This window comes from Spirosoma daeguense (assembly GCF_054776875.1).
In genome coordinates this window covers 521,616-543,254 of sequence record NZ_BAAHBF010000006.1, presented here as the reverse complement: position 1 = coordinate 543,254, position 21,639 = coordinate 521,616, and the positions used below count along the sequence as shown (strand labels likewise).

Here is a 21,639-nt window from a genome sequence, read left to right as displayed (position 1 = left end):
GAGGTTTTAAGAAACCTCACCTGTCAGATTTAAGCATCTGACACCACAATCAACTTTGAACCTGAAACAATTAATAATCCATCACTTTGGGCAGTTTTTCCCGAACGAACTTATCGGTACTTTCGGAAAATAACTGAATGAATTTATCGGCTTCGCTGCCGTACGCTTTCCCCTCGGCGGTTTTGTTGAGCGTCTGATCGAAATCGTCGATGATGTCGAGTTTTACGTCCGATTCTCCACCGAATATGCCGCGCTTTTTGGGTTCAAAACCACGTACCGTATGGCCTAGATTAGCTGCATCGAGCAGAAAAGGTTCGAATGATCGTTTGTTCTCGCGCATTTCGGAAAGCCATTGGCGGAACGACGTATCGAAGTTTTTAACGCTGTTGAAAAAGCCGGAATTCAGGAACGAGGTCGAAATCTGCGGATTTGCTTTCGACCATTGCACCGTACCGGCAGCCTGCCGAATTCGCTGGCCGAGGTACGTACTGAACAGCGCCATTTTCGACAAGGGCAGGCTGATGAGTTGTTTGGTCGCTCCGGCCAGATTGCCCAGCTGAAGGCTGATGCCATCCTGTTCAACGCCAAACTCTTTAAATACCGGATTCGCCGGGCGACCATTCGATACGGCAAGACTGGCATCGTCCATACCCATGAAATCGACAATGGCCAGTGCCGACGCCATTTCGACAAAATGAGCTTCATTTTTCTGCCCACCCGCGCCGGGATCGTAGGTATATGCTTTAGTCTGATCGTCGCCGATGTAGTACAACGCATTGACCGCCGGATTCACACCTTTCTGGTAATAGTTGAGTGCAGCTTTGGTTTTGGCAATGAACGAAGCCGGGTCAATCAGCTTGTTATCATTGGTAGTCAGGCTGAAATACGGCATCACCGACACCGCACCAATTTTGGCATCGCGCAGAAACGCCGGATTCGGAATCTGGCCGATAGCCTGCGCTCCCCGAATATTTTTGAGCAGAATCGGGAAGCCAGCCGCGCCCGTTCCGCCAAAGATTGAACTGATAATAAAAATACGGTCGTTGGTGCCGAAGTTCTCAGCAAATGCCTGAAACACCTCCGAATACCTGAATTGATTTAATACCGTACTGCCAATATTCGGGTTCCCGACGAAACCAATATCCATTTTGGTTTCCAGATTCTCTTCCGAAAAGAGCAGACTGGCAAACGCTTTGGCGGGCGCATCGAGTCCTTCGTAATTAATGTAATCCCGAAATTTTTCCTGCTGAACGCCCTGTAGTTCAAATACATACGTATCGGCAATAGTTGCGTTACCACCGATGGAGCGGTTCAGGGTTTTGATTTCGGTGCTGAAAAAGCCCGACGTTGGTTTGGTTTGCAGATTTGCCCGAATGTTGCCGTACTCACGTAGCAGATCTTTGGTACGTAGCAGGTCGTCGTTCGTTGCGTGAGGGTCCAGCACAATCGGAATCACCTCATCTGTATTATTGAGTTTTACGCCAGATGCCAGCAAAAACGTAAGGGCTTTCAGTACCCGTGAGCCGGTTCCGCCAATGGCGAAGACAAATAGTTTAGCCATAATTTGGGATTATTGGGCTCAAACAGGCTCTGGCTGTTTGTCTATTCAAAATAGCGAATTCAAACAGCCGGAGCCTGTTTGGGCCTGTGTTATTTAGAAGGCCAGAGCATGGGCCGGTGTTTGGCGTTTTTGCTGAAATTTTTCATCACCATCGAAATGATGAAGAAAATAATAACAGTTAATAACGCCATTGTAAAGGAATAGCTTAAGAAGATACTCACGCCCTGATCGAACAGATTGCCTTGGTCAAGGTCGGCTTCATCGCGCGGAATTTCCTGATTGGCTTTCTGATAACACGTAACAAGTGCGATCACAAAAAGTGTCAATGCACTCACGCCCATCATCAGCAGCCAGCTTCCCAGACCACTGAAACTCACCTTATTAAATGGCCAGATATAGAACGCAAACGCAACGACAAACGCAATACCGATGGCTGTCCAGGTCAGGGGCGACAGCAGTTCTTCCTGATACAAATCTTCGAGCAAAGCTCCGTTGACAAACAGGTTGTAAAAGTTATACAGCGATTCTTCCATTTTTTAAAGAGCGAAAGGGTGAAAGAGCGAAAGAGCAAAAGAAAACTTGCGCTAGCTTTTCGCTGGATCGCCAGCCGCTCTTTCGCTCATTCATTCTTTCGCTCTTTAGGTTTCTTTCAATCATTCTAAATTAATTTTTAGGGTGAAATATTCGGTTTGGTTGTTAGGATTGTAAGCTCGTTCGACGCCCTGCAACAGGTTTTGTAGGCCAAAGGTTGAGTTGGCATCGGGCGACGTATCGTTGGTTGTAGTGGTGTTGGCAATCCAGCGGGGCGGAAACTGACGACGTAGCTGAATCGTTGCGCTACGGTCACCGCGAGCAGGTTTAGTTGTGGAAAGGAGCAGTTTGTGCGTAGTGCCATTTGCTCCTGAATACGTCTGAACCGCTGATACGTTAAAATTATCTTTCCCCGAAACAACGTACTGACTAGGGTCGGTTAGCAACGATGCCGGAAGCCGCATAGCCGACAAATCGACCGCTACCGGAATCGTCAGGCTTTTGTCAGCTACGTCGGGTTGTACGTCTTTGAGCGCGTGAATGGCTTTGGCGTGGCTACGTATCTCTTCGTCCGACCGTTTGAAGCGTCCTTTACGAGCGGGGTCAGTAACCATAATACTGTAAAATGGCGTAACGGCTTTAGTATCGCGACCGAAAAACCATGAGTCGGCAAAACCCGGTAGCTGGTCGAATCGGCGAATGTTTTGGTAAGTTTGATCCTGATAGAGTCGTTGCAGCGTTTCGTTACGTCCGATCAGACAGAGGTAGTAAGGGCGCTCGCCAGTGTACGGTTTTTTACCATTGTTCCAGCTATAATACGTTCCGTTGAAATCACTTTTGAGCTTGATAACCAGCATCGAATGCGTACTGGCATACGGATTGAAAACCGTAGTTAGCAACGAACTGGCCGCGTCGAGGGTTTTCTGCGCACTCATACCTGTCAGGCTCGGGTCGGAGTAAATCAGGTCAGAAACCAGCACGCTTAGTTCATCGCCCGACGTATTGCGGAGAATGTCGGTAAAAATGCCTTCGAAGTCGGTGCTGGTGGTTTTACCTTTGGTTTTGGCAACTGTAAAAATATTTTTCTCCTTAAAAAACTGCGACATCGACAAACCCAATTCGTTGACCTCGGTATTCACTACGTAAAGCTTTCCCTGCCCCGGATTTATAGCGTCGAACTGCGTCAGTACGTCGTTAAGCGTCCGTTTGAACGCGCCGTTTCCGCCGGGCGTATCGTACGGAAACATACTGGCACTCGCTTCGAGATAGAGTTTCAACTTTACTGGTTTGGTCGACGTAGCGGCACCGGCCAGTTCAATAGTTGGCGCATCGCCCTCTTTGGCCAGTTTTCGATAATCGATGTGCTTTCGGATGTAAGCGGTCAATGCTACGTCATCTACCTCACCATCAGCCGTGTAAAGTTTAGCTGTTTTCTTCTCGTCGGCGAGTTCTTTCGCTTCTTTTTGCAGAAACGCACGAATGGCCTTTGCTTCGTCTGCATCAAGTTTGTTGTCGTTCGTCAGGGCTTCGCTGATTTGACTATCGAGTTCACCGACTGGGCTGGAGCAGGAGGCCATCCAGCCGAGCGATGTGATCAGTACGATAAATAAATAAAAACGGTGTTGCCGCATGTGCAGGTTTTAGGTGGTTGAACAGGCTATTTCCGAGCGGCAAATGTACCAAATCAGGTACGGACCACCCGGCCATTCACTAAGTGAGCTTAAATTTTCTTAAAATTCTATACAACCTAACGAAGCAAGCTGCCATTTTATGTCAATCGGCACCACGAAACGATGAACGGACGTTTACCTTTGTAGCTACTATTAAAGAGCGAACGAGTGAAAGAGCGAACGAGCGAACATCTATTACAGTGCCATAGCCATTTATTGATTAATCATTCAGTACGTAAATTGTTACGTTATTTATTCGTTGCCTTTTTTCTATCACTTCCGGTTTTGCTTCAGAACTGTGCGCAGGTTGCCCAGCCGCCAGGAGGTAAAAAGGATACGTTGTCGCCAAAGCTGGTGAGCAGTATGCCCAAAGCCCGGCAGTTAAATTATACGGGTAAGTTTGTTGAACTGGAATTTGATGAATACGTGAATGCCGAAAACCTGCAACAGAAAATCACCATCACCCCGCAGGATAGTAATACGTTCATTGTTAAGACATTGCCGAAAGGGATTCGCCTGAATTTTAACAAGCCATTTTTGCCCAATACTACGTATACCATTGATTTTGCCGATGGTATCAAAGACGTTACCGAACGTAACGTAGCGAAAGATACCAAGGTTGTGTTCAGTACGGGTTCCATGATCGATTCATTGTATCTGACGGGGAACGTAGTGGACGATGAAAGTCGATTGCCGATTCTGAATTTTGTGGTGGGTTTGTTTGCACCGACCGATACGTTGCCCATTAATCGAAAACGCCCCCAATATTTTGCCCGTACCGATAGCAGCGGGAATTTTCGGATTGAAAACGTAAAAGCTGGGCAGTACAAAGTATATGGGTTCGATGATAAAGATTTAAATCTGGTGAATAACACGCCTGAAGAGCGGGTGGCTTTCCGTGATAGTGTGCTTAATCTGAATCGGAACTATACCGACGTGAATATGGTCGCTTTTCGAGGATACGGTAAACCACGTATTAGCCGACGCGAACGTACTGACGAAACGCTGGGCCTTGAATTAAGCAGCGGCATTGCCAGCTATCGAATGCGTTTCGGGAAAGCCCTATATACAAGTGCTACGTCCACAACGGCCACGTCTACTTCCACTACGTCCACAACAACTGTTTCAACATCTGCTACGTCAGCCACGACTGCCCCAGCTACTACAACCGCTACGTCGACAACAGTGGCATCAACTTCGGGAAGCGCGTCGACTGATACGTTGGTTTCATTTCTGGAAAATCCAAAGATGATTCGGCTGTTCCGGCCTGCCAACCGAGCGGCTGGCGACACGTTGTATACGGTTATTACGGTTCAGGATTCGGTAGGAAACGTAACAGAATTACGCGAGCGAATTTATTTTTCACCGCTTCGGACAAGGGCCAAAAACCGGACGCCACTCAATGTGCAGGTAACACCATCACCCAGCGAACCTATCGACAATAATATGGAATTTACGATGGTGTTCAACAAACCCGTGCTACGGTACAGCATCGACGAAATCGTTATCGGCCCCGATAGTACAAAGCCGCTAAAGCTGACGCCTGCCGATCTGGTGTGGAGCAACAGTTTCTCCCGACTGGTTATCAAACAGAATACAAAACTGCGCGATACGTTACTATTTCGACTCAAAAAAGGGGCGTTTATTAGTGTTCAGGGCGATACGTTGGCGAGGTATTCGGCTCGGTATCTTATTGCCGATGAAGATAGTTATGGACTCATTGCCGGGCGGGTAAATCCAGCTACGATTGGTGCGGCAGGAAACAAATTTATTGTCGAACTGCTAGACGAAAAATACAAAGTGGTTCGAAGTTCATACGGCACTACGTCCTACAGTTTTGGCCGAATTAAGGCTGGACTTTACCGCGTTCGGCTGATTATTGATAGTAACGGCAACCGAAAGCGTGACATTGGCAATGTGCAGAAAGGAACTCAACCCGAACGAATCATTTATGCTCCCGGAACCGAAGAAGACGGCACGATTCGCGTGAAGCAGAATTTTGAACTGACCGATATTGATTTTTGATGTACGCAAAACTAAAAACGCTACGTCCAGCTTTGATGTCAAGGCTGGACGTAGCGTTTTTATACACTCGGCAAGGTATTTATCGACGGTGTCCGCCAAAGCTTCTGGCGCCACCAAATCCTCCTCCTCCGAAACTACGTGATCCAAATGAACCGCCTGGAAAAGTAGTCGGACGACCGGGCGAAAACCGATTCATGTGCGTGCCCGATAAGGTACCAAAATGAGCATCGGCGGCATTCATAAAGGCCCGATTGGCTGGTGAAAACCGATGCATTGGCGCAACCGTTCGATAGTAACCGTTTAAACGGGTGTAGAGGTGCGGGTAACCGGCATATCCACCGTTGAAAAACCAGTTGTTGAAGCCAAAAGCCGGAAAGCCATACATCCCAAAGGTACCCAGACCATACGTAAGCCCAAATCCACCCCAGTAAGCGCCCGGATACCAGAGAGCGGTACCGTACCAGTAAGGATAGCCAAACCAGAATGAATAGGGGTTGGCATACATAAGATTACCGCTATAAGTGCCATTCGGAAGCAAAAAGCCGTTTGCCTGTGCGTAGGTTTGGGCAGCCTGTTTCAGCTCCTGACTGGCTTGTGGATCAGCGTCGAGCTGTTTTCTATAGGCGGCCACTTCTGATTCATGATCAGCGGCCAGTTTATCGTGCAGGGTAGCCAGTTGCCCCGAAATATCGGACGTGTTGGCGGCATACTGCTGACCGAGTTGGGCTGTCAGATCACTATTGTTGGTCAACAGCACCAGTGCATCTGGATAAGCCAGTAACTGACGAAAAGCCGTTTGGGTATTGGCATCGAGGTTACCAATCAACTTCTCAAATGTTTGATTCGCCTGCTGATTCAGATTGTCGGCTTTGATTAGGTCATCGTTGTGATGACGGTAAAGCCGCCAAGCCGCTTCCTGAACAGCAGGTTCCGAAGCTGGAGCCAGTTGTTTAACCGCATCTTCGGTTGTGCCTTTAGGAAGCTGGGCTAGCTGGTGCATTAAATCTGAATAGCGCGTCAGGTCGTAAAACCAACCCTGCTTGTTCTGCGAAAATCCATTAATTAATGCCTCAAACGATGAGCGGGATGTTTCCTGCGCTTTTTGTATATCGGTTAACACCTGCGGATACTGACTAGCTGTTAGCATCGCCTGCCGTTGGCTGGCGTTGTAGGGGGCAATGGCATTGAGTAATCCCTGTTGTGTTTCCAGTTGGTTAGACTGGCCCCATGCGTTTGTATGCAGAACAATGAAGAGGGCAAGCAGGGAAGTACTTACTAGTGCCCATCCTCGGGTTGAAACACCTGCGCGTAATGCGCGAAGTGAAGAAAACAGCGTTTTCATGAGTTTATGAGGTGGTCAAAAGACACGCCAGTTACTGGTTAATGATTGTAGTTGAATGCCGCCAAAGTGCGGACTGTATGGAGGTAACCTGACTTATTTTCGGGCTTTCAGCAGGGTACCATTTTCGTCGAGCTGTACTTTACCCGCTTTCCCGTTCTGTTTAAATTTGACGGTGTAGATAATCCGTTTCTTATTGTTTTCGAGACGAATACGTTCGTGGTCGCTGGTGATGACCGCGTTTGGATAGGCTTCTTCAACCCGATTCACAATGGCAGCGGGGAGCTGTGTATTCTTGATGTCTTCTTTAAAGACCAGCAGTTTACCGTTTGAATTGTAGACGGCCTGCGCATTAACCCCTTTACCGGAAAGATCGACGGAGTAAAATAAATTATCTGTTTTTCCGTCGGTCACATCCTCTCCCTGCTCATTGACAGCGTACTTATCGGCATAGGCCTGGGCGGGAATGAGCTTCCAGGCATCAATGGATTTACCGCCCGGAAAGTCTTTTTTGTAGGCGTTCAGCACTGCAATCGGAATCTGCGTTTTACTGGTTGCATTGGCCGTAACCGTTTCTTCGTTGAGTTGGGCAAATGTGGCGCTACCGCTACCGATAGCCAGACAGGTGATGAGAATGAGGGTTTTCATGGCGTAAGTGATTAAAGATGGTTTGTTTTGGGGATGACATTTACTGAATGGGTTTTGCATCGTCGGTTGCAACGTATTGACCATCGTTGCCAAAGACGGCAACTACAGGAATACCATGCTGTTTGAAGTGGGCGTAGGTGTAGTCTACGTTATGCGACCATTTGATTTGTTCGACTTTGCCGAACTTATGCTCGAAAGCCTTCAGGACTGTTTCGCTGGGTTTACCATCGTATTGGCAACTGGTGAGCCATATTCCTAAGACGAGGGCAAGAGCGGTTTTTGAGAGCGTTTTCATGATTCTTTGTCGTGTTTGATGGTGACAAAGTTGGGCGGTATTTCAAGTGGACATACTGCCGGTAGTCATTGAACGGCTCTGATTGTCGGCACAGTTTTTTGCTGACCATGGTCAGTATTTCTGCCATGTTAGGGTTCGTGATGCTACGTAGTAGACTGATAGATAATGGATTAGGCTCTGGGGAGTTTCAGCACAAAGGTGGCTCCCGTTTGGGGATGTTCTTCGTAATAGAGTGTTCCGCCGATTCGCTCGGCATATTCTTTCGCAATAAAAAGCCCCAAACCTGTCGATGATTCACCGGCGGTGGGGTGCGTGCTTAAGGTAACGTAGCGGCCAAACAAACGAGAACGTTCGGATAAAGGAATACCCGGGCCTTCATCGCTAACGCTGATACCAATACAGTCGGGATGAATATGCGTAGTCAGGATAACCCGACTACCGGGGGGCGAAAACTTAATGGCATTCGACAAAAGGTTTTCCAGAATTTCAATCACATACGTAGCGTCGGTAGCAATAGCTGGTACTAACGAGTCGGGCACCGAAATAAGCTGAATTGATTTGCGATCGGCCAGATTCGAGAAATGCTTGAGAAGTGATTGCAGCAACGATTGAAAATCGACGGGTTTTAACTGAGGAGCATTGGCGTCGTGCTCAATCCGGTTCGCGTCGAGCGTCTGGCTAATCAAATTGCCAATACGTTGGGCCGTGTTATCGAGGTCTTCAATCCAGTTCTTTTGCTGAAGAGTGAGCGTATCGGCTGTTTTGCGGAATTTGGCCGCCAGCATTCGTAAATTCGTTACCGGATTTTGTAAGTCGTGGGCTACCGCACTTATAAACGTGTTTTTCGTTTGATTCAGGACGATCAACTGCTCATTTAACCGTTTCAGTTCATCATTTTTTTGTTGAATCTGCTCTTCCAGTTCCTGTTGGACCGTTAAATCTATGACAACCGAACGCGACATCAGGTATTGACCATCTTCGTCGTAAAGAGCACTGGAGTCGATCTGAACGGGTAGGGGCGATCCATCTTTACGTAGTAATGTATACCGTATATTGGTGATACGTCCTGTTTCTTTTAAGGTGAAAAAACGGGTCTGAAACAGGGTGAGTTGTTCTGGCGGAAGCAGATCGGCAAACTGTAGTTTCCCCAGCAATTCGTTACGTTCATAGCCCAGCCATTCCAGTTCAGTATCGTTGATAAACAGAAATACGCCATCAGCATCCAGCGAATGCAACCCAACCGGTACGTTCTGATATAAATCGCTGAGTACGTCAGGATCTAACTCTGCCAGAAAGTCAGCCAAAGACTGATGCATACGACTATCAGCGTCATTAGGTTCCATCAGCGTATAGTAAGTGTAGTAGAACTATCGACAAAAATAGAGACCTGACCTGAAAAAGTCTTCGTTGTTCGTAAACTGATCGGAAATAGTAGGAAATACTGATGACGGTCAGTAAAAATCGGAGGCTTTTGGCCGACCTTTGTAGACCTAATCAGCTTCCATATGTTAACAGATGCTACCACTGATACCTTGTTCTACGTGCTGGCACAAAGCATGAGTAGCTTTTTGGGGCTCTATGAACGAGACGGATTCAAGCCGATTTATATAAATCCGGCGGGTCTTCAGTTGCTCAACGTTTCATCGCTCAACGATTATCTTGAGAAGTACCCTCACGGTTTTCTGCGCCAGCCTGCCAACCCGGCAAATGCTGCCTTCGATCAGGCATTGGCGCAGTCGTTGATTCAAGAGCCTTGGGTAGAACGTGTTGACTGTGAGCTGCATACTACAAAAAAAAGCTTTTGGGCATCGTTCCATCTGATTACGACTGAAGTTGATGGGAAATCACTATTGCTGCTACGTATCACCGATGTCGTTTTTCCCAGTAAAGAGCATTCGCAGAACGTAACCGATACGTCAGCAATGCTGCTACCTGCTGATCCGCTACGTACTGATGTGCTACAGCATTCCCTTCACGAACTGGAAGTGACCAAAGAGGCTCTGGAGCAGGCATTGGGCCGCGAACGCACATTGCATCAGCGGAAAACCGCCTTTATTACGGCCATGTCGCACGAGTTTCGGAATCCGATGGCTATTCTACAAACGTCCGCCATGTTAGTTCTCAAGCTAACCAATCAGCCCGAAAAACTAACCCGGCACGCCCAGATTATCCAACGGCAGGTAGAACACCTGAAAGCATTGCTCGATACGTTGGTCGAACATACGCTCAATCAGGAACAGCCGCCTTCGGCACAGGAAATTCATCAAACGGCCGATATTCTTAAGCATTCGAAACCATGACTAACCGCACTGTCTTAATTATTGAAGATGAAGCCGCACTTCGGCAGAATATGGCCGATCTGCTCGAACTATCGGGCTATACTGTTCAGGCGGCTGATAATGGCAAAGATGGCGTGCGTCTGGCGCTGGCAAGCAAACCTGATTTGGTGCTTTGCGATATCATGATGCCGGGAATGGATGGATATGGTGTTCTGCAAATTTTTAGCGGCCATCCTGAGCTTAAAACCATTCCGTTCATATTTATTACGGCTAAATCAGAACGGGCCGATTTTCGGAAGGGAATGGAATTAGGCGCCGATGATTACCTGACCAAACCATTTGGCGAAGCTGAACTTTTAGGCGCTATTGACGTACGGCTGCGGGTGGTAGAAACACGTCGCCAGCCCAGTGTTACGCAGACGTTTGGTAAGTTTTTAACCGATGTTCAGCATCGTGAAGGTCTGGCGCAACTAGCCACTAATCGTAAGGCCCATGCCGTTAAAAAACGCAAAATTATCTATGCCGAAGGTGACGAACCCAGCCGGCTTCATTTTGTAGAAAATGGTAAAGTGCGTACCGTTCGGGAAAATATCGAAGGAAAAGAACTCGTAACAGGACTCTTTGGGCCGGGCGACTTTTTTGGATATACGGCTTTGTTGGAAAATCGCCCTTACGAAGATACGGCACTGGCACTCGAAGATTCGACAATTATTCATATTCCCAAAAGCGACTTTATGGAACTGCTTTTTCGCCATGCCGATGTAGCACAGTCGTTTATTGCGCTGATGGCTAACTCCATTGCCGAAAAAGAACGGCAACTGCTGGGACTCGCCTACAATTCGCTCAGGAAACGGGTAGCGAGCGGCCTGCTGCACTACGTCCATCGATTCCGGACGAGCGACAATACGAGCTTTCGGGTGGGACTAACGCGTGAAGAACTGGCTACGTTGTCGGGAACAGCCACTGAGTCACTCATTCGCACACTGGGCGATTTTCGGGATGAGGGCGTTATTGACTATCAGGATGGAAAGATTCTGATCACAGACCCCACGAAACTTGAGAAATTAAGGTGGTAAGGATAGTGTACTAAGCCTTAGATTGTTATAAAAATTAAGAAGTCATTCAATAGTACCGTATCGGTTTGAGCGTAGTGTTTATGGCCAAGTTTAGTTTTTCGGGTGTCTTGTTTTTAGTAACCCTTTTCCCCGCGCTGGCGCAGCTTACAGATTACCAGGTTTTCTACGGAGTTACCAAACGCTCTCCGCAACAAGTGCTAATGCGACAGTGGAAGCAGTCCGATAAATCCTATTACCTGTTGCTCAATCCCCAGACTCTCGAAACGAAAATAATGACGCTGGCTCCGGCTGATATTACGCCTTTGGCTTGGCCCGATGTGTTTCGGAGCGTAGCAAATACACCCTATGGTCGTGCCATGAAAACGGAGCAGCAACGGTCTGGTTCACTTCAGGATGCGGGGCTTGAGCGGGCCGACACCACCGAACGGGGATTTAGCCTGACCATCGACCTGTGCCCGTCGACCAAACCGCTGACACGTACTGTTTTTGATGACCTGATTAAAGCCTTTGAACCCGACGAAAAACCAATTCCGGTAACGATTACCGTTTCGGGTTTGTGGATGAATAGCCATCAGGACGATTTGAACTATTTGAAAAATCTGGTACGTCGGGGCGATCTGGATATCACGTGGGTCAATCATTCTTATCATCACCGCTTCGATCCGCGACGTCCACTTCCGGTTAATTTCATGCTCGAACCCGGCACGAACCTGTCAGACGAGGTTTTGCTGAACGAACAGACTATGATTCACAATGGCTTGTTACCATCCATTTTTTTTCGTTTCCCCGGACTTGTTTCCGACAAAGCAGTATTTAATCAGGTGCTGGCGTTTGGACTGCTGCCCATTGGTAGCGATGCGTGGCTTGCCAAAAATCAATCACCTAAATCGGGTAGTTTTGTGTTGATACATGCCAACGGTAACGAACCGCTCGGCATTACCGATTTTATTCGGTTGATTCAAACGCACGATACGTCGATTCGAAATAAAACCTGGCTACTTTACGAACTGCCTACCAGTGTTGCCCATTCGGAACAGAAGTAGGCAGAGTGCTTCGTCCAGAACTTTACTACGTTCTTGAAACGGCTCTATCCTAAAATAATTAAAAAAAATCTGCGAATCGACTAAGGGATAAGAGGCAATCTGCGGACTTAGTAATAAACAGCATTGATTATTGCTGCCAATGGCCGAAAACATACCCGATAAACCTGACCCACTAAGTCCGTTTCGTAGACTCGACACCGAACCCGTTCTGGTCGATGCTGAATTCCTGATTCGGCAGGCCTTTGCCGAAAATGCCCGGCGAGGATATGAGCTGCTGTTCAGACGGTATTATCGTACCCTATGCAGTCAGGCGGTTCGGTTTGTACATTCGCGAGCTGTTGCCGAAGATCTTGTGAGCGAAGTCTTTTTCAGCTTCTGGAAAAATCAGGTTCAGCAGCACATTACCACTACGTATCAGGCATATCTGTATGCCGCCGTCAGAAAACGGGCCTATACGCACTTGCGTCAGGAGTTTCAGCAAGGCACTACGTCGACAGATACCGAGACCGACGTAACGGAAACCGACGTAGCACTCGACCCGGAACAACTGCTTCAGTATACCGAACTGTCGCAACGTATCGAAGAAACCGTTCGAGCCTTGCCGCCACAATGTCAACGGGTGTTTATTATGAGTCGTTTTGAAGGCAAAAAACACCGCGAAATTGCCGACGAACTTCAGATTTCTCCCAAAACTATCGAAGCGCACCTGAGTCGGGCCTTGTCGCAATTGCGGCAAACGCTTCAGTTAGGACTTTTTAGCTGGTTAATGGTCATTGGGTTTACCCAACCTTCCACGTTGCCGAACCTTTCGGGGTCGGTGCAACATATCGTTATGAAATGAAACCGATAAGCATGAAAGACATGCTGTTTGAGCACTTTGCGGGTCGCTCAACGGCACTACAGCGAACCATGATTGCTGATTGGTTACAGGAGCCAGCGCATCAGCTTCAATACGTTGCCTGGCTCGATGAATGGGAACAACAGCATCTCCAGTATCTGGCCGAAGAAGACGTTGCATATCAGCAGCTTAGCGACCGGATCGACACGTGGGAAGAACAACAGCACGTAACGGAAACAAATCAATCCGCTACCATTCGTCCGTTATATAGCAACGTTCGCTGGCTGGCAGCCGCAGCCGTATTACTCTGTTTGCTCGGAGGATTGTATGCCAGTCGTTCATATTGGCTTTACCAAACTATAGAAACGGCTTTTGGCGAAACTCGTCAGTTGACCTTGTCGGATGGTACGTCACTAGTGCTCAATTCAAATTCGACGCTACGTGTACCGCGTTTTGGTTTTGGCGAAAAAACACGAGCCGTCTGGTTGAGTGGAGAAGCCGCTTTTTCGGTACGTCATACACCTACGAATCAACGATTTGTGGTACATACGAACCGGGGAGTCGATGTAGTGGTGCTGGGTACTGAATTTAACGTCTATGACCGTCCCGGCAGAACCAAAGTTGTACTTAGTAAAGGGGCTATTCAGCTCAATTATAAGGAGAAAGCCAAGTCAATCCATCAACTCCGCCTAAAACCGGGCGATGCTGTGAGTGTGGACTCATCGGGCAAATTGAGCCAAAGCCACACCACTCAGCCCGAAATCAGCACCGCCTGGCGCGAACATCGATTTGTGTTTAAAAGTACGTCGGTTCGGGAAATTGCCGAACTCCTGCGCGATACGTATGGCCTGCACGTAGTGCTGAAAAATGAAGACTTAGCCAACCGAACCGTGACCGGCTCTTTTGAAGCACATAACGCCGATGAGTTTTTGCAGGTAGTGGCTGAACTGCTGGAAATCAACTACAAACAGAAGGACGATATCGTTTCTTTTTTCGAATAAACCACTCACATATAGATCCTCTTATTCTGGTTATGCCCTCACGCTTACATTCTTCTGCATTGCCCGTATTACTGGCTGGCGTTTTATTGGGTGGCCCTCAGCCTGCCAGTAGCCAGACACTGGCGATGGCTCGACAACAGACTCGCTCAGTAACCTCGCCCGTTGTTTCAACCCGCCGACTGGCCGACGTACTGAACGACCTCAAAACCCGCTACCGAACCGATATTCTGTTCGAAGATCGAACCGTTGTTAATCTGACGGTTCCGGCCGATGCGCTGGCGGGTAGCACATCACTCGAAAATGCGCTGAGCCGATTGCTACGTCCGTTTAACTTACGCTACAAACAGGTAAAGCCCGGCACATGGGTTGTCTTGAACAAAAAAGCTGCTTCATCGGCCAGCGACGCCCGATTTCCGGTAACGGCTCCTTCCGACCAGCATCTGCCCGATAATAATGCTATTGATACGGGGCTGACCTCTCAATCCACTACGTCGGTAGCTCCTGTTCCGGTCGATATTTCGGTGAGCGGTACCGTAACGGCCACTGATAACGGAGGTGCGTTGCCGGGTGTTAGTGTCGTGGTGAAAGGAACCAATCGGGGGACAACGACTGACGCCAACGGACGCTATCAACTGAGTATTCCTGAACCCGCTGGTGGGGCATCGTCGCTGGTGCTGGTTTTTTCCTACGTTGGCTACGAAGCGCAGGAGGTTCCAGTGTCTAATCGTTCGGAAATCAACGTGCAGTTGAAAGAAAACAACCAGTCGCTCAACGAAGTCGTCGTCGTTGGTTATGGCACCGTTCGTAAAAGCGATCTGACGGGTTCTGTTACGTCGCTGAAAGCGCAGGATTTGACCCGTGGCACCAACGTAAACCTGCAACAGACGTTACAGGGTAGGTCGCCGGGGGTACAGATTTATCAGAAAAGTGGCGAACCGGGCGCTACCATGAGCGTTCAGATTCGCGGTATTACATCAATTACGGGTAATAACGACCCGCTCTACGTAGTGGATGGACTGCCTGTGAACGACGGTACGGCTATCGGTTCGGCCAGCGCGGGCGGTACCACTAGCAATCCTAATAACCGGACGCCATTGAATAGCCTGAATCCGGCTGATATTGAGTCGATTGAAATTCTGAAAGATGCTTCTGCATCGGCTATTTATGGATCGCGGGGTGCTAATGGGGTGGTGATCATTAGCACTAAAAAAGGGAAAGACGGCAAGCTGAAAGTCGAATATAACGGTACGTATGGGATTCAGAAAGTGGCGCATACGCAGCGGTTTATGACGGGCGATGAATACACAAAAGCCATCAACGAAATCATTGATTTGGGGAAACTGACAACCCCCAAAGTGACCGGAACCAACGCAAACACCGACTGGCAGAGTTTGTTGCTACGTGACGCGCCGATTCAATCGCACGATCTGTCGTTTAGCGGAGCGGGTGGCAACACGAAATATTACATGTCAGTTGGCTACTTCAATCAGGACGGGATTATGCTGAAATCGGGTACCCGCCGGTACAACGCCCGCGTGAACGTAGAGAACGGTGTAGCGTCGAAATATAACGTAGGGATCAGTCTCGCAACCGCCTATACCCGAGATTATTACAACGCTACGGGTGTGGGCCTGAACGACAATGCCAGTGCGCTCTATATGGCGCAAAATTATGACCCGACTGCTGCGCCTTACAATGCCGACGGTTCATTTTACCGCTCTCCGTTGATGGCACCAATGGACAATCCGCTGGCGGTTATAAACGGTCAGTACGGCATGGGTGATACGTATCGGACGTTCGGGAATGTGTTTGCGGAATACTTTTTTGTGCCATCGCTATCGGCAAAAGTTCGGGTTGGTATCGATTTGAACGATAATCAACGGTATTTCTGGATCGACCCCACTACGTTGACAGGGCTTTCGTATAACGGATATGCCGATGTGCGCGACGGTAAACGGGGATATTATCTGGCCGAGGGGACGCTAAACTACAACAAAGAGTTTAAAAATCACCGGCTTTCGGCCGTAATCGGTTCTACGTATGAGCGATATACATCCAGCTCACTGATTGCCAATTCGCGTTCGTTTGCGCTGCCCGATCTGACGTTCGATGCATTGGGAACCGGCGATAATACGTTGAATGGCGTCAGTAGCGGTCGGCAGGAAAACAAGCTGGTGTCGTTTCTGGGTCGGGTCAATTATGCCTTCATGGGAAAATATTTGCTTACGGCGTCGATGCGTGCCGATGGGTCGGCTCGGTTCGGGCCAAACAAACGGTTCGGTTATTTCCCATCGGCGGCTGTGGCCTGGCGGATTCATGATGAAGATTTCCTGAAAAACAGCCGGGCAATCAGTGAGTTGAAGTTTCGTGCCAGCTTTGGCGTAACGGGCAACCAGCCTACGGCCAACTATATTTATTTCTCTACCTTCTCCGCCGGACGTAACGCGGTCTTCAATGGCAACAAAGTAAGCTCACTGCAACCGTCACGTAGCGCCAATCCGGATTTGCAATGGGAGTCGGCGGTTCAGGCGGATATTGGTATCGATTTCGGCTTTTTCAACGGTCGTCTGACGGGTAGTCTGGATTATTATAATCGCAAAACATCCAATTTGCTCTACGATATTCCGCAGCCAGCCAGCACCGGATTTGGTAGCCGAACTGAAAACGTCGGAAGTATGCGTAATACAGGTCTTGAACTTGCACTGAAAGGTGTTGTGGTCGATAATAAAGACTTTCGGGTTGATGCCGGATTTAATATCACTACGTTGAAAAACAGGGTATTAAGTCTCGGTAACGTAAGTCAGGCCATTGGTAATGGCCCCGGTAGCATTGGTCAGGTAAGTATTCTGAAACCCGGCGAATCTATTGGATCGTTTTATGGCTATCTGGTCGATGGCGTCTGGCAAACGGGCGATGATTTCGGGCAGGCACAATCTGGCGTACGCCCCGGCGATTTGAAATACCGTGATCTGGACGGCAACAAAATAATCAATGCCAACGACCGGGTTGTATTGGGAAAATCACTGCCCGATTTTTACTACGGATTCAACACCAGCGTATCGTACAAGACGCTTATCCTCGACGTGTTTTTTGAAGGTTCCGGTGGTGCTAAAATGTTGAACAGCAGCTTGGTCGATTCGTATTATCCGGTCGATTACCGACGTAACAAACTGGCTGACCCGTATCTGAATCGCTGGACGCCCACCAATCCGACAAATGATTATCCTTCGTTTCTGCCGAACGACGTGCAGGGGCAACGTCAGGTGACGAATAAAACGGTGGAAGATGCGTCGTATTTGCGGCTACAGGCTATCCGGTTGTCGTATAAACTGCCGCTTCCGGCCAATCGCTACGTGAGTGGGGCGTTGGTATTTGTGAATGGGCAAAATCTGGCCACGTTTACAAAGTATTCGGGCTCTGATCCGGCAGCTAATGCCCTTGGCGACAATATTTTACGTATCGACTACAATACCTATCCATTAACCCGAACCTTCACCGCTGGATTGAATCTTCAGTTTTAAGAGGTTTATGCGAAATCACTATGAATCCGATGAGAGATCAAGAAGAAGCAAATCCAAATCAGGAAGATTGGCGAAACCCTTGTCGGCTGTCAACAGAGCCAGCCCTGAATAATAGGCAGTTGATGCTATCAACGCGTCTGGCAACTTGATTTTATGCTTCTGTTTCAGCGCAATAGCCTTTGCTTTGATAGCTGGATGCAGGTCGATAATAAAACAAGTGTCGAGCAATTGCTGGATAACCTGTTTTTCGGTACTGGACATGTCTTTTCGACCCAACAACTCAATTTCGGTAATGAACGAAACCGCAAATGAAAAATCGGCAAACAAAGCTGCTTCCGGACGGCCTTCGAGCAGATAGATTAGAAAATTAGTGTCGGCCAGAAAGTCAGCTCCATTCATTACGAGCTTCGTTTTGATAGGTCATACCATCCAGACCACGCTTGAGTTTGCCGACGAATGGGCGAAGACTACGTTTCGACTGGACTTTTTTAAGCATTTCTTTAAGCGCTTCTGGCTGTGTGTCTTTATGAATTTTGATAACCATAAGAGCTGATTGTTTTTACAAAAGTAACCAAAATATTTTAGCATTTTTTCGATGAAACCGAACCTGAATTATATCATCCTTCTTGCTATCACGTTGGCACTTTCGTCCTGCGAAGAAGCGTTGCAGGTAACGCCAAAGTCTGAGTTTTCACCCGGCAACGTATTAACGTCCGAAAGCGGGATTAAATCGTTACTATTTTCGTCGTATGCGCAACAGCAGACGCAGTCAAATTCGCGCTACGTTATCAACGACTCCGAGGTATCTACGGATATGGGTTTCAATACCGGCGGGGCTGAAAATGGGCAGCTTATTACGCTCATCAATTTCACTTGGGACCCTTCACTTGGTACGTTCAACGACGATATCTGGGGCCCAAATTACCGTACCATCCGCGATGCCAACGGCGTAATTGAGAACATCGCCAATGTCAATACGTCCGATGCCACTAAAAAACTATTCAGGGCCGAAGCGCGGGCGTTACGTGCGCAAGCCTACGCCATTCTGTACAACAATTTTGGTACGGTGCCGCTACGTACGTCTACTACGCAACCTGCGGGGCTAGCTCGCGCTACCGATGATGAGTTGAAAAACTTCATCGAAACCGAACTCACGCAGGCTATTCCTGATTTGCCTGATCCGGGTAAAGAAGAAGCGTATGGCCGGCTAAACAAAGGGAATGCGAACGGTATTCTGGCCAAGTTTTATCTGAATACCAAGCAGTGGCAAAAAGCTGCCGATGCTGCCAAAGCCGTTATAGACCTGAACTACTATTCGCTGAATGCCAATTTTGTAACGATGTTTCGGGTTGAAAATGAGGGGAATAGCAATCGCGAAATGATGCTGGTGTTGCAGTGCCGTACCGAAGACCCATTTGGTAACTGGTATCAGGCAGGGGCATTACCACCGGCCTACAAAAGCAGTCCGCAGTTTCCGAATTATACGTATAAAGCGACCATGTCGAACTTTGCGACCCAGTATCGGCTACGTACTGCTTTCACAAGTACGTTCGCGGCAAGCGACAAACGGCTTCAGCTTATCTGTACCAGCTACATCAACAACAGCGATCAGGTCGTCGATTTATCAACCGGTGATAACGCCCGTAGTTTTAAATACTGGGACAATAATACGGTTGGAAACAACAGTGGGAACGACGTGCCGATACTACGCTATGCCGATATACTGCTGACTCGTGCCGAAGCATTGAATGAGCTAAATGGCCCAACTGTAGAAGCCTTTACGTTGATCAATCAGGTACGTACCAGAGCTGGAATTCCTAACCTGACCACAACCGATACGCCTACGAAAGAAACTTTCCGTACCGCTATTTTTCGGGAGCGGGGCTGGGAATTTGTGTCAGAAGGTAAACGGCGGGAGGATTTGATACGTCAGGGTACGTTTATTTCATTAGCGCAAGCTCGGGGCATCACCAACGCCAAACCCGAACGGACACTATTCCCGATTCCGCAGGTCGAAATTGATGCGAACAAGCTTTGTGTGCAAAATCCGGGCTACTAAAAGAGTAAGAACAATGGAACGCAGATTTTTATGATTGTTAAGATCATAATCCATTGTACAGATCATAAAAATCTGTGTTCCATTCCTTCTACAATGAAAAAACTGGTTCTTCTTTTGGGTTATCTGTTTATGTGTCTGACAGGGTGGGCGCAGCAAAAAGCGAAGCCGACACTGGCCCGGCCAAACGAGGTTCGCCCGAATATCATTCTGATCATGGCTGATGATATGGGCTATTCGGATTTGGGTTGCTACGGCTCTGAAATTCCGACACCTAATCTGGATAAACTGGCTCGGCAGGGTGTTCGGTTTACGCAGTTTTATAATACGTCGCGTTGCTGCCCGACACGCGCAAGCCTGATGACGGGACTTTTTCAGCATCAGGCCGGTATTGGGCACATGACCAAAGAACCGGGTAATCGGATAGACTATGATTACGGTGTGTATGGCTATCGGGGGGAAATCAACCGCAATTCTGTTACGTTGGCCGAAGTACTCAAAACGGCTGGTTATCATACGTATATGGCTGGGAAATGGCATCTGGGTCACGCTACGTCAGATGTTCGACCTCGTCAGCGCGGATTTGATCGTTTTTACGGATTACTGTCGGGAGCCAGCAGTTATTTAGAGCCAATTCAGCCACGCGGAATCTGGGTCGATAACGAACCTGTTGAACACGTAGCACAACCCTTTTACACGACCGATGCATTCACCGATAATGCCATTACGTTCCTGAACGAGCAGAAAGATAAAGATCCGTTTTTCCTGTATCTGGCCTTTACCTCGCCACATTGGCCATTACACGCGCTCGAAAAAGACATCGAACTATTTCGGGGTAAGTACCGACAGGGTTGGGATGCGCTACGTCAACAACGTTTTCGGAAGCAGGTAAAAGAAGGGGTTGTTGCTGAAAAATGGGGTCTTTCTGCCCGTCCAGAAATTTACCCTGCTTGGGCCGAACAGGATACGGCGAAACAGCGTGACATGGATTATCGGATGGCTGTTTATGCCGCGCAGGTTTACCGGATGGATCAGAACATTGGCAAACTAGTCGATTACCTGACCAAATCCGGCAAGCTCGATAATACGTTGCTGGTTTTCCTGTCCGACAATGGTGCCTGTCAGGAAGGCGGCATTTTGGGCGGTGGGCAACTAGCCGACATCAACCAGCCCGACAAATCCGGAGCGATTTCGTATGGAGCCGTTTGGGCCAACGCGTCGAACACACCGTTGAAAGGCTTTAAGCACGTATCGTATGAGGGCGGTATTGCTACGCCGTTGATTGTTCACTATCCGAAAGGTATGACTGGGCAGAAAGGGCGAATTTCGAATGCGCCCGGTTATCTGATCGATATTATGCCCACGTTCATTGAAGCCAGTGGCGCTACGTATCCAGTCGAAGCGAAAGGACAGAAAATTCATCCGTTGGAAGGTAAAAGTCTGTTGCCTGTACTGACACGCGGTACGCGTCAGCAACCCGAATTTATGTATTGGGAGCATGAAAATATGCGCGCTATCCGCACCGGAAACTGGAAGGCGGTGGGTGTCATCGGAAAGCCGTGGGAATTATATAATCTGGAAACAGATCGGGTGGAGCAACACAACGTAGCAAATGAACATTCTGACCTCGTCAAAAAACTTGACGAGCAGTGGAATAAGTGGGCCAATACGCACTACGTATTCCCGAAAGGAACCATGAAAGCTGACTTTTCGAAAGAGTGGAATTTCTTTAAAACGACTGAATAATACCTGATTT

18 protein-coding genes are annotated in these 21,639 nt (G+C 48.3%); 9 read left to right on the top strand and 9 right to left on the bottom strand.

The window, feature by feature from the left end; all coding sequences use genetic code 11:
- Window positions 1-70: 70 nt before the first annotated feature.
- From ACYVD4_RS21480 to ACYVD4_RS21470, 3 genes are all read right to left on the bottom strand, one after another.
- Window positions 71-1,561, bottom strand: coding sequence for a hypothetical protein (locus ACYVD4_RS21480; protein ID WP_460949237.1), 1,491 nt, complete (start codon window positions 1,559-1,561; stop codon window positions 71-73).
- 89 nt (window positions 1,562-1,650) lie between these two features.
- Window positions 1,651-2,094: a hypothetical protein gene (locus tag ACYVD4_RS21475; RefSeq protein ID WP_460949235.1), complete on the bottom strand. Its 444-nt coding sequence runs from the start codon at window positions 2,092-2,094 to the stop codon at window positions 1,651-1,653.
- A 120-nt stretch (window positions 2,095-2,214) separates the two neighbouring features.
- Window positions 2,215-3,723, bottom strand: a complete 1,509-nt coding sequence (locus ACYVD4_RS21470; RefSeq protein WP_460949233.1) for a hypothetical protein — start codon at window positions 3,721-3,723, stop codon at window positions 2,215-2,217.
- A 324-nt stretch (window positions 3,724-4,047) separates the two neighbouring features.
- Between ACYVD4_RS21470 and ACYVD4_RS21465 the strand changes: the two genes are divergently transcribed.
- Window positions 4,048-5,787 (top strand): Ig-like domain-containing domain, encoded by a 1,740-nt coding sequence (locus ACYVD4_RS21465; RefSeq protein WP_460949231.1) that lies wholly within the window; start codon window positions 4,048-4,050, stop codon window positions 5,785-5,787.
- A gap of 79 nt (window positions 5,788-5,866) precedes the next feature.
- On the opposite strand, the gene ACYVD4_RS21460 is transcribed toward ACYVD4_RS21465, so the two are convergent.
- The 4 genes from ACYVD4_RS21460 to ACYVD4_RS21445 form a co-directional block, all read right to left on the bottom strand.
- Window positions 5,867-7,129, bottom strand: coding sequence for a hypothetical protein (locus ACYVD4_RS21460; RefSeq protein WP_460949229.1), 1,263 nt, complete (start codon window positions 7,127-7,129; stop codon window positions 5,867-5,869).
- Between the two features lie 93 nt (window positions 7,130-7,222).
- The gene (locus ACYVD4_RS21455; RefSeq protein ID WP_460949227.1) at window positions 7,223-7,774 is read right to left on the bottom strand and encodes a hypothetical protein; all 552 of its coding nucleotides are present in this window, start codon (window positions 7,772-7,774) and stop codon (window positions 7,223-7,225) included.
- A 40-nt stretch (window positions 7,775-7,814) separates the two neighbouring features.
- The gene (locus ACYVD4_RS21450) at window positions 7,815-8,069 is read right to left on the bottom strand and encodes a hypothetical protein (RefSeq protein WP_460949225.1); all 255 of its coding nucleotides are present in this window, start codon (window positions 8,067-8,069) and stop codon (window positions 7,815-7,817) included.
- 170 nt (window positions 8,070-8,239) lie between these two features.
- Window positions 8,240-9,385, bottom strand: a complete 1,146-nt coding sequence (locus ACYVD4_RS21445) for a PAS domain-containing sensor histidine kinase (RefSeq protein WP_460949223.1) — start codon at window positions 9,383-9,385, stop codon at window positions 8,240-8,242.
- 189 nt (window positions 9,386-9,574) lie between these two features.
- Between ACYVD4_RS21445 and ACYVD4_RS21440 the strand changes: the two genes are divergently transcribed.
- The 6 genes from ACYVD4_RS21440 to ACYVD4_RS21415 all read left to right on the top strand — a co-directional run bounded on the left by ACYVD4_RS21440 (window position 9,575) and on the right by ACYVD4_RS21415 (window position 17,827).
- Entirely contained in the window at window positions 9,575-10,369 is a 795-nt protein-coding gene (locus ACYVD4_RS21440; protein ID WP_460949222.1) for a histidine kinase dimerization/phospho-acceptor domain-containing protein, read from the top strand.
- Window positions 10,366-11,424 carry a response regulator gene (locus ACYVD4_RS21435; protein WP_460949220.1) on the top strand — a complete coding sequence of 353 codons (1,059 nt, stop codon included), beginning with the start codon at window positions 10,366-10,368 and terminating at the stop codon, window positions 11,422-11,424. The genes ACYVD4_RS21440 and ACYVD4_RS21435 overlap by 4 nt, the downstream gene beginning before the upstream one ends.
- 80 nt (window positions 11,425-11,504) lie before the next feature.
- The gene (locus ACYVD4_RS21430) at window positions 11,505-12,467 is read left to right on the top strand and encodes a polysaccharide deacetylase family protein (RefSeq protein ID WP_460949218.1); all 963 of its coding nucleotides are present in this window, start codon (window positions 11,505-11,507) and stop codon (window positions 12,465-12,467) included.
- Between the two features lie 139 nt (window positions 12,468-12,606).
- Window positions 12,607-13,308, top strand: coding sequence for an RNA polymerase sigma-70 factor (locus tag ACYVD4_RS21425; protein ID WP_460949216.1), 702 nt, complete (start codon window positions 12,607-12,609; stop codon window positions 13,306-13,308).
- Complete coding sequence (locus ACYVD4_RS21420; protein WP_460949214.1) at window positions 13,305-14,306, top strand: FecR family protein; 1,002 nt, start codon at window positions 13,305-13,307, stop codon at window positions 14,304-14,306. Before ACYVD4_RS21425 ends, ACYVD4_RS21420 begins: the two co-directional genes overlap by 4 nt.
- Before the next feature lie 32 nt (window positions 14,307-14,338).
- Window positions 14,339-17,827, top strand: coding sequence for a SusC/RagA family TonB-linked outer membrane protein (locus tag ACYVD4_RS21415; RefSeq protein ID WP_460949213.1), 3,489 nt, complete (start codon window positions 14,339-14,341; stop codon window positions 17,825-17,827).
- Window positions 17,828-17,845: 18 nt separating this feature from the next.
- On the opposite strand, the gene ACYVD4_RS21410 is transcribed toward ACYVD4_RS21415, so the two are convergent.
- The gene (locus tag ACYVD4_RS21410; protein ID WP_460949211.1) at window positions 17,846-18,226 is read right to left on the bottom strand and encodes a type II toxin-antitoxin system VapC family toxin; all 381 of its coding nucleotides are present in this window, start codon (window positions 18,224-18,226) and stop codon (window positions 17,846-17,848) included.
- Window positions 18,213-18,371 (bottom strand): hypothetical protein, encoded by a 159-nt coding sequence (locus ACYVD4_RS21405; protein ID WP_460949209.1) that lies wholly within the window; start codon window positions 18,369-18,371, stop codon window positions 18,213-18,215. The genes ACYVD4_RS21410 and ACYVD4_RS21405 overlap by 14 nt, the downstream gene beginning before the upstream one ends.
- A gap of 51 nt (window positions 18,372-18,422) precedes the next feature.
- On the opposite strand from ACYVD4_RS21405, the gene ACYVD4_RS21400 reads away from it, so the two are divergent.
- A complete protein-coding gene (locus tag ACYVD4_RS21400) occupies window positions 18,423-19,886 on the top strand; it encodes a RagB/SusD family nutrient uptake outer membrane protein (protein WP_460949207.1) in 1,464 nt (487 codons plus the stop codon).
- Window positions 19,887-19,979: 93 nt separating this feature from the next.
- Window positions 19,980-21,629, top strand: a complete 1,650-nt coding sequence (locus ACYVD4_RS21395; RefSeq protein ID WP_460949205.1) for an arylsulfatase — start codon at window positions 19,980-19,982, stop codon at window positions 21,627-21,629.
- Window positions 21,630-21,639 lie beyond the last annotated feature (10 nt).

Bases quoted from the DNA above. Each gene is read 5' to 3' on its own strand.
- ACYVD4_RS21425 (WP_460949216.1), top strand. From the start codon at position 12,607: ATGGCCGAAAACATACCCGATAAACCTGACCCACTAAGTCCGTTTCGT.
- ACYVD4_RS21430 (WP_460949218.1), top strand. From the start codon at position 11,505: ATGGCCAAGTTTAGTTTTTCGGGTGTCTTGTTTTTAGTAACCCTTTTC.
- ACYVD4_RS21480 (WP_460949237.1), bottom strand. From the start codon at position 1,561: ATGGCTAAACTATTTGTCTTCGCCATTGGCGGAACCGGCTCACGGGTA.
- ACYVD4_RS21445 (WP_460949223.1), bottom strand. From the start codon at position 9,385: ATGCATCAGTCTTTGGCTGACTTTCTGGCAGAGTTAGATCCTGACGTA.
- ACYVD4_RS21475 (WP_460949235.1), bottom strand. From the start codon at position 2,094: ATGGAAGAATCGCTGTATAACTTTTACAACCTGTTTGTCAACGGAGCT.
- ACYVD4_RS21440 (WP_460949222.1), top strand. From the start codon at position 9,575: ATGTTAACAGATGCTACCACTGATACCTTGTTCTACGTGCTGGCACAA.
- ACYVD4_RS21400 (WP_460949207.1), top strand. From the start codon at position 18,423: ATGAAACCGAACCTGAATTATATCATCCTTCTTGCTATCACGTTGGCA.
- ACYVD4_RS21405 (WP_460949209.1), bottom strand. From the start codon at position 18,371: ATGGTTATCAAAATTCATAAAGACACACAGCCAGAAGCGCTTAAAGAA.
- ACYVD4_RS21470 (WP_460949233.1), bottom strand. From the start codon at position 3,723: ATGCGGCAACACCGTTTTTATTTATTTATCGTACTGATCACATCGCTC.
- ACYVD4_RS21395 (WP_460949205.1), top strand. From the start codon at position 19,980: ATGAAAAAACTGGTTCTTCTTTTGGGTTATCTGTTTATGTGTCTGACA.
- ACYVD4_RS21435 (WP_460949220.1), top strand. From the start codon at position 10,366: ATGACTAACCGCACTGTCTTAATTATTGAAGATGAAGCCGCACTTCGG.
- ACYVD4_RS21410 (WP_460949211.1), bottom strand. From the start codon at position 18,226: ATGAATGGAGCTGACTTTCTGGCCGACACTAATTTTCTAATCTATCTG.
- ACYVD4_RS21415 (WP_460949213.1), top strand. From the start codon at position 14,339: ATGCCCTCACGCTTACATTCTTCTGCATTGCCCGTATTACTGGCTGGC.
- ACYVD4_RS21420 (WP_460949214.1), top strand. From the start codon at position 13,305: ATGAAACCGATAAGCATGAAAGACATGCTGTTTGAGCACTTTGCGGGT.
- ACYVD4_RS21455 (WP_460949227.1), bottom strand. From the start codon at position 7,774: ATGAAAACCCTCATTCTCATCACCTGTCTGGCTATCGGTAGCGGTAGC.
- ACYVD4_RS21460 (WP_460949229.1), bottom strand. From the start codon at position 7,129: ATGAAAACGCTGTTTTCTTCACTTCGCGCATTACGCGCAGGTGTTTCA.
- ACYVD4_RS21450 (WP_460949225.1), bottom strand. From the start codon at position 8,069: ATGAAAACGCTCTCAAAAACCGCTCTTGCCCTCGTCTTAGGAATATGG.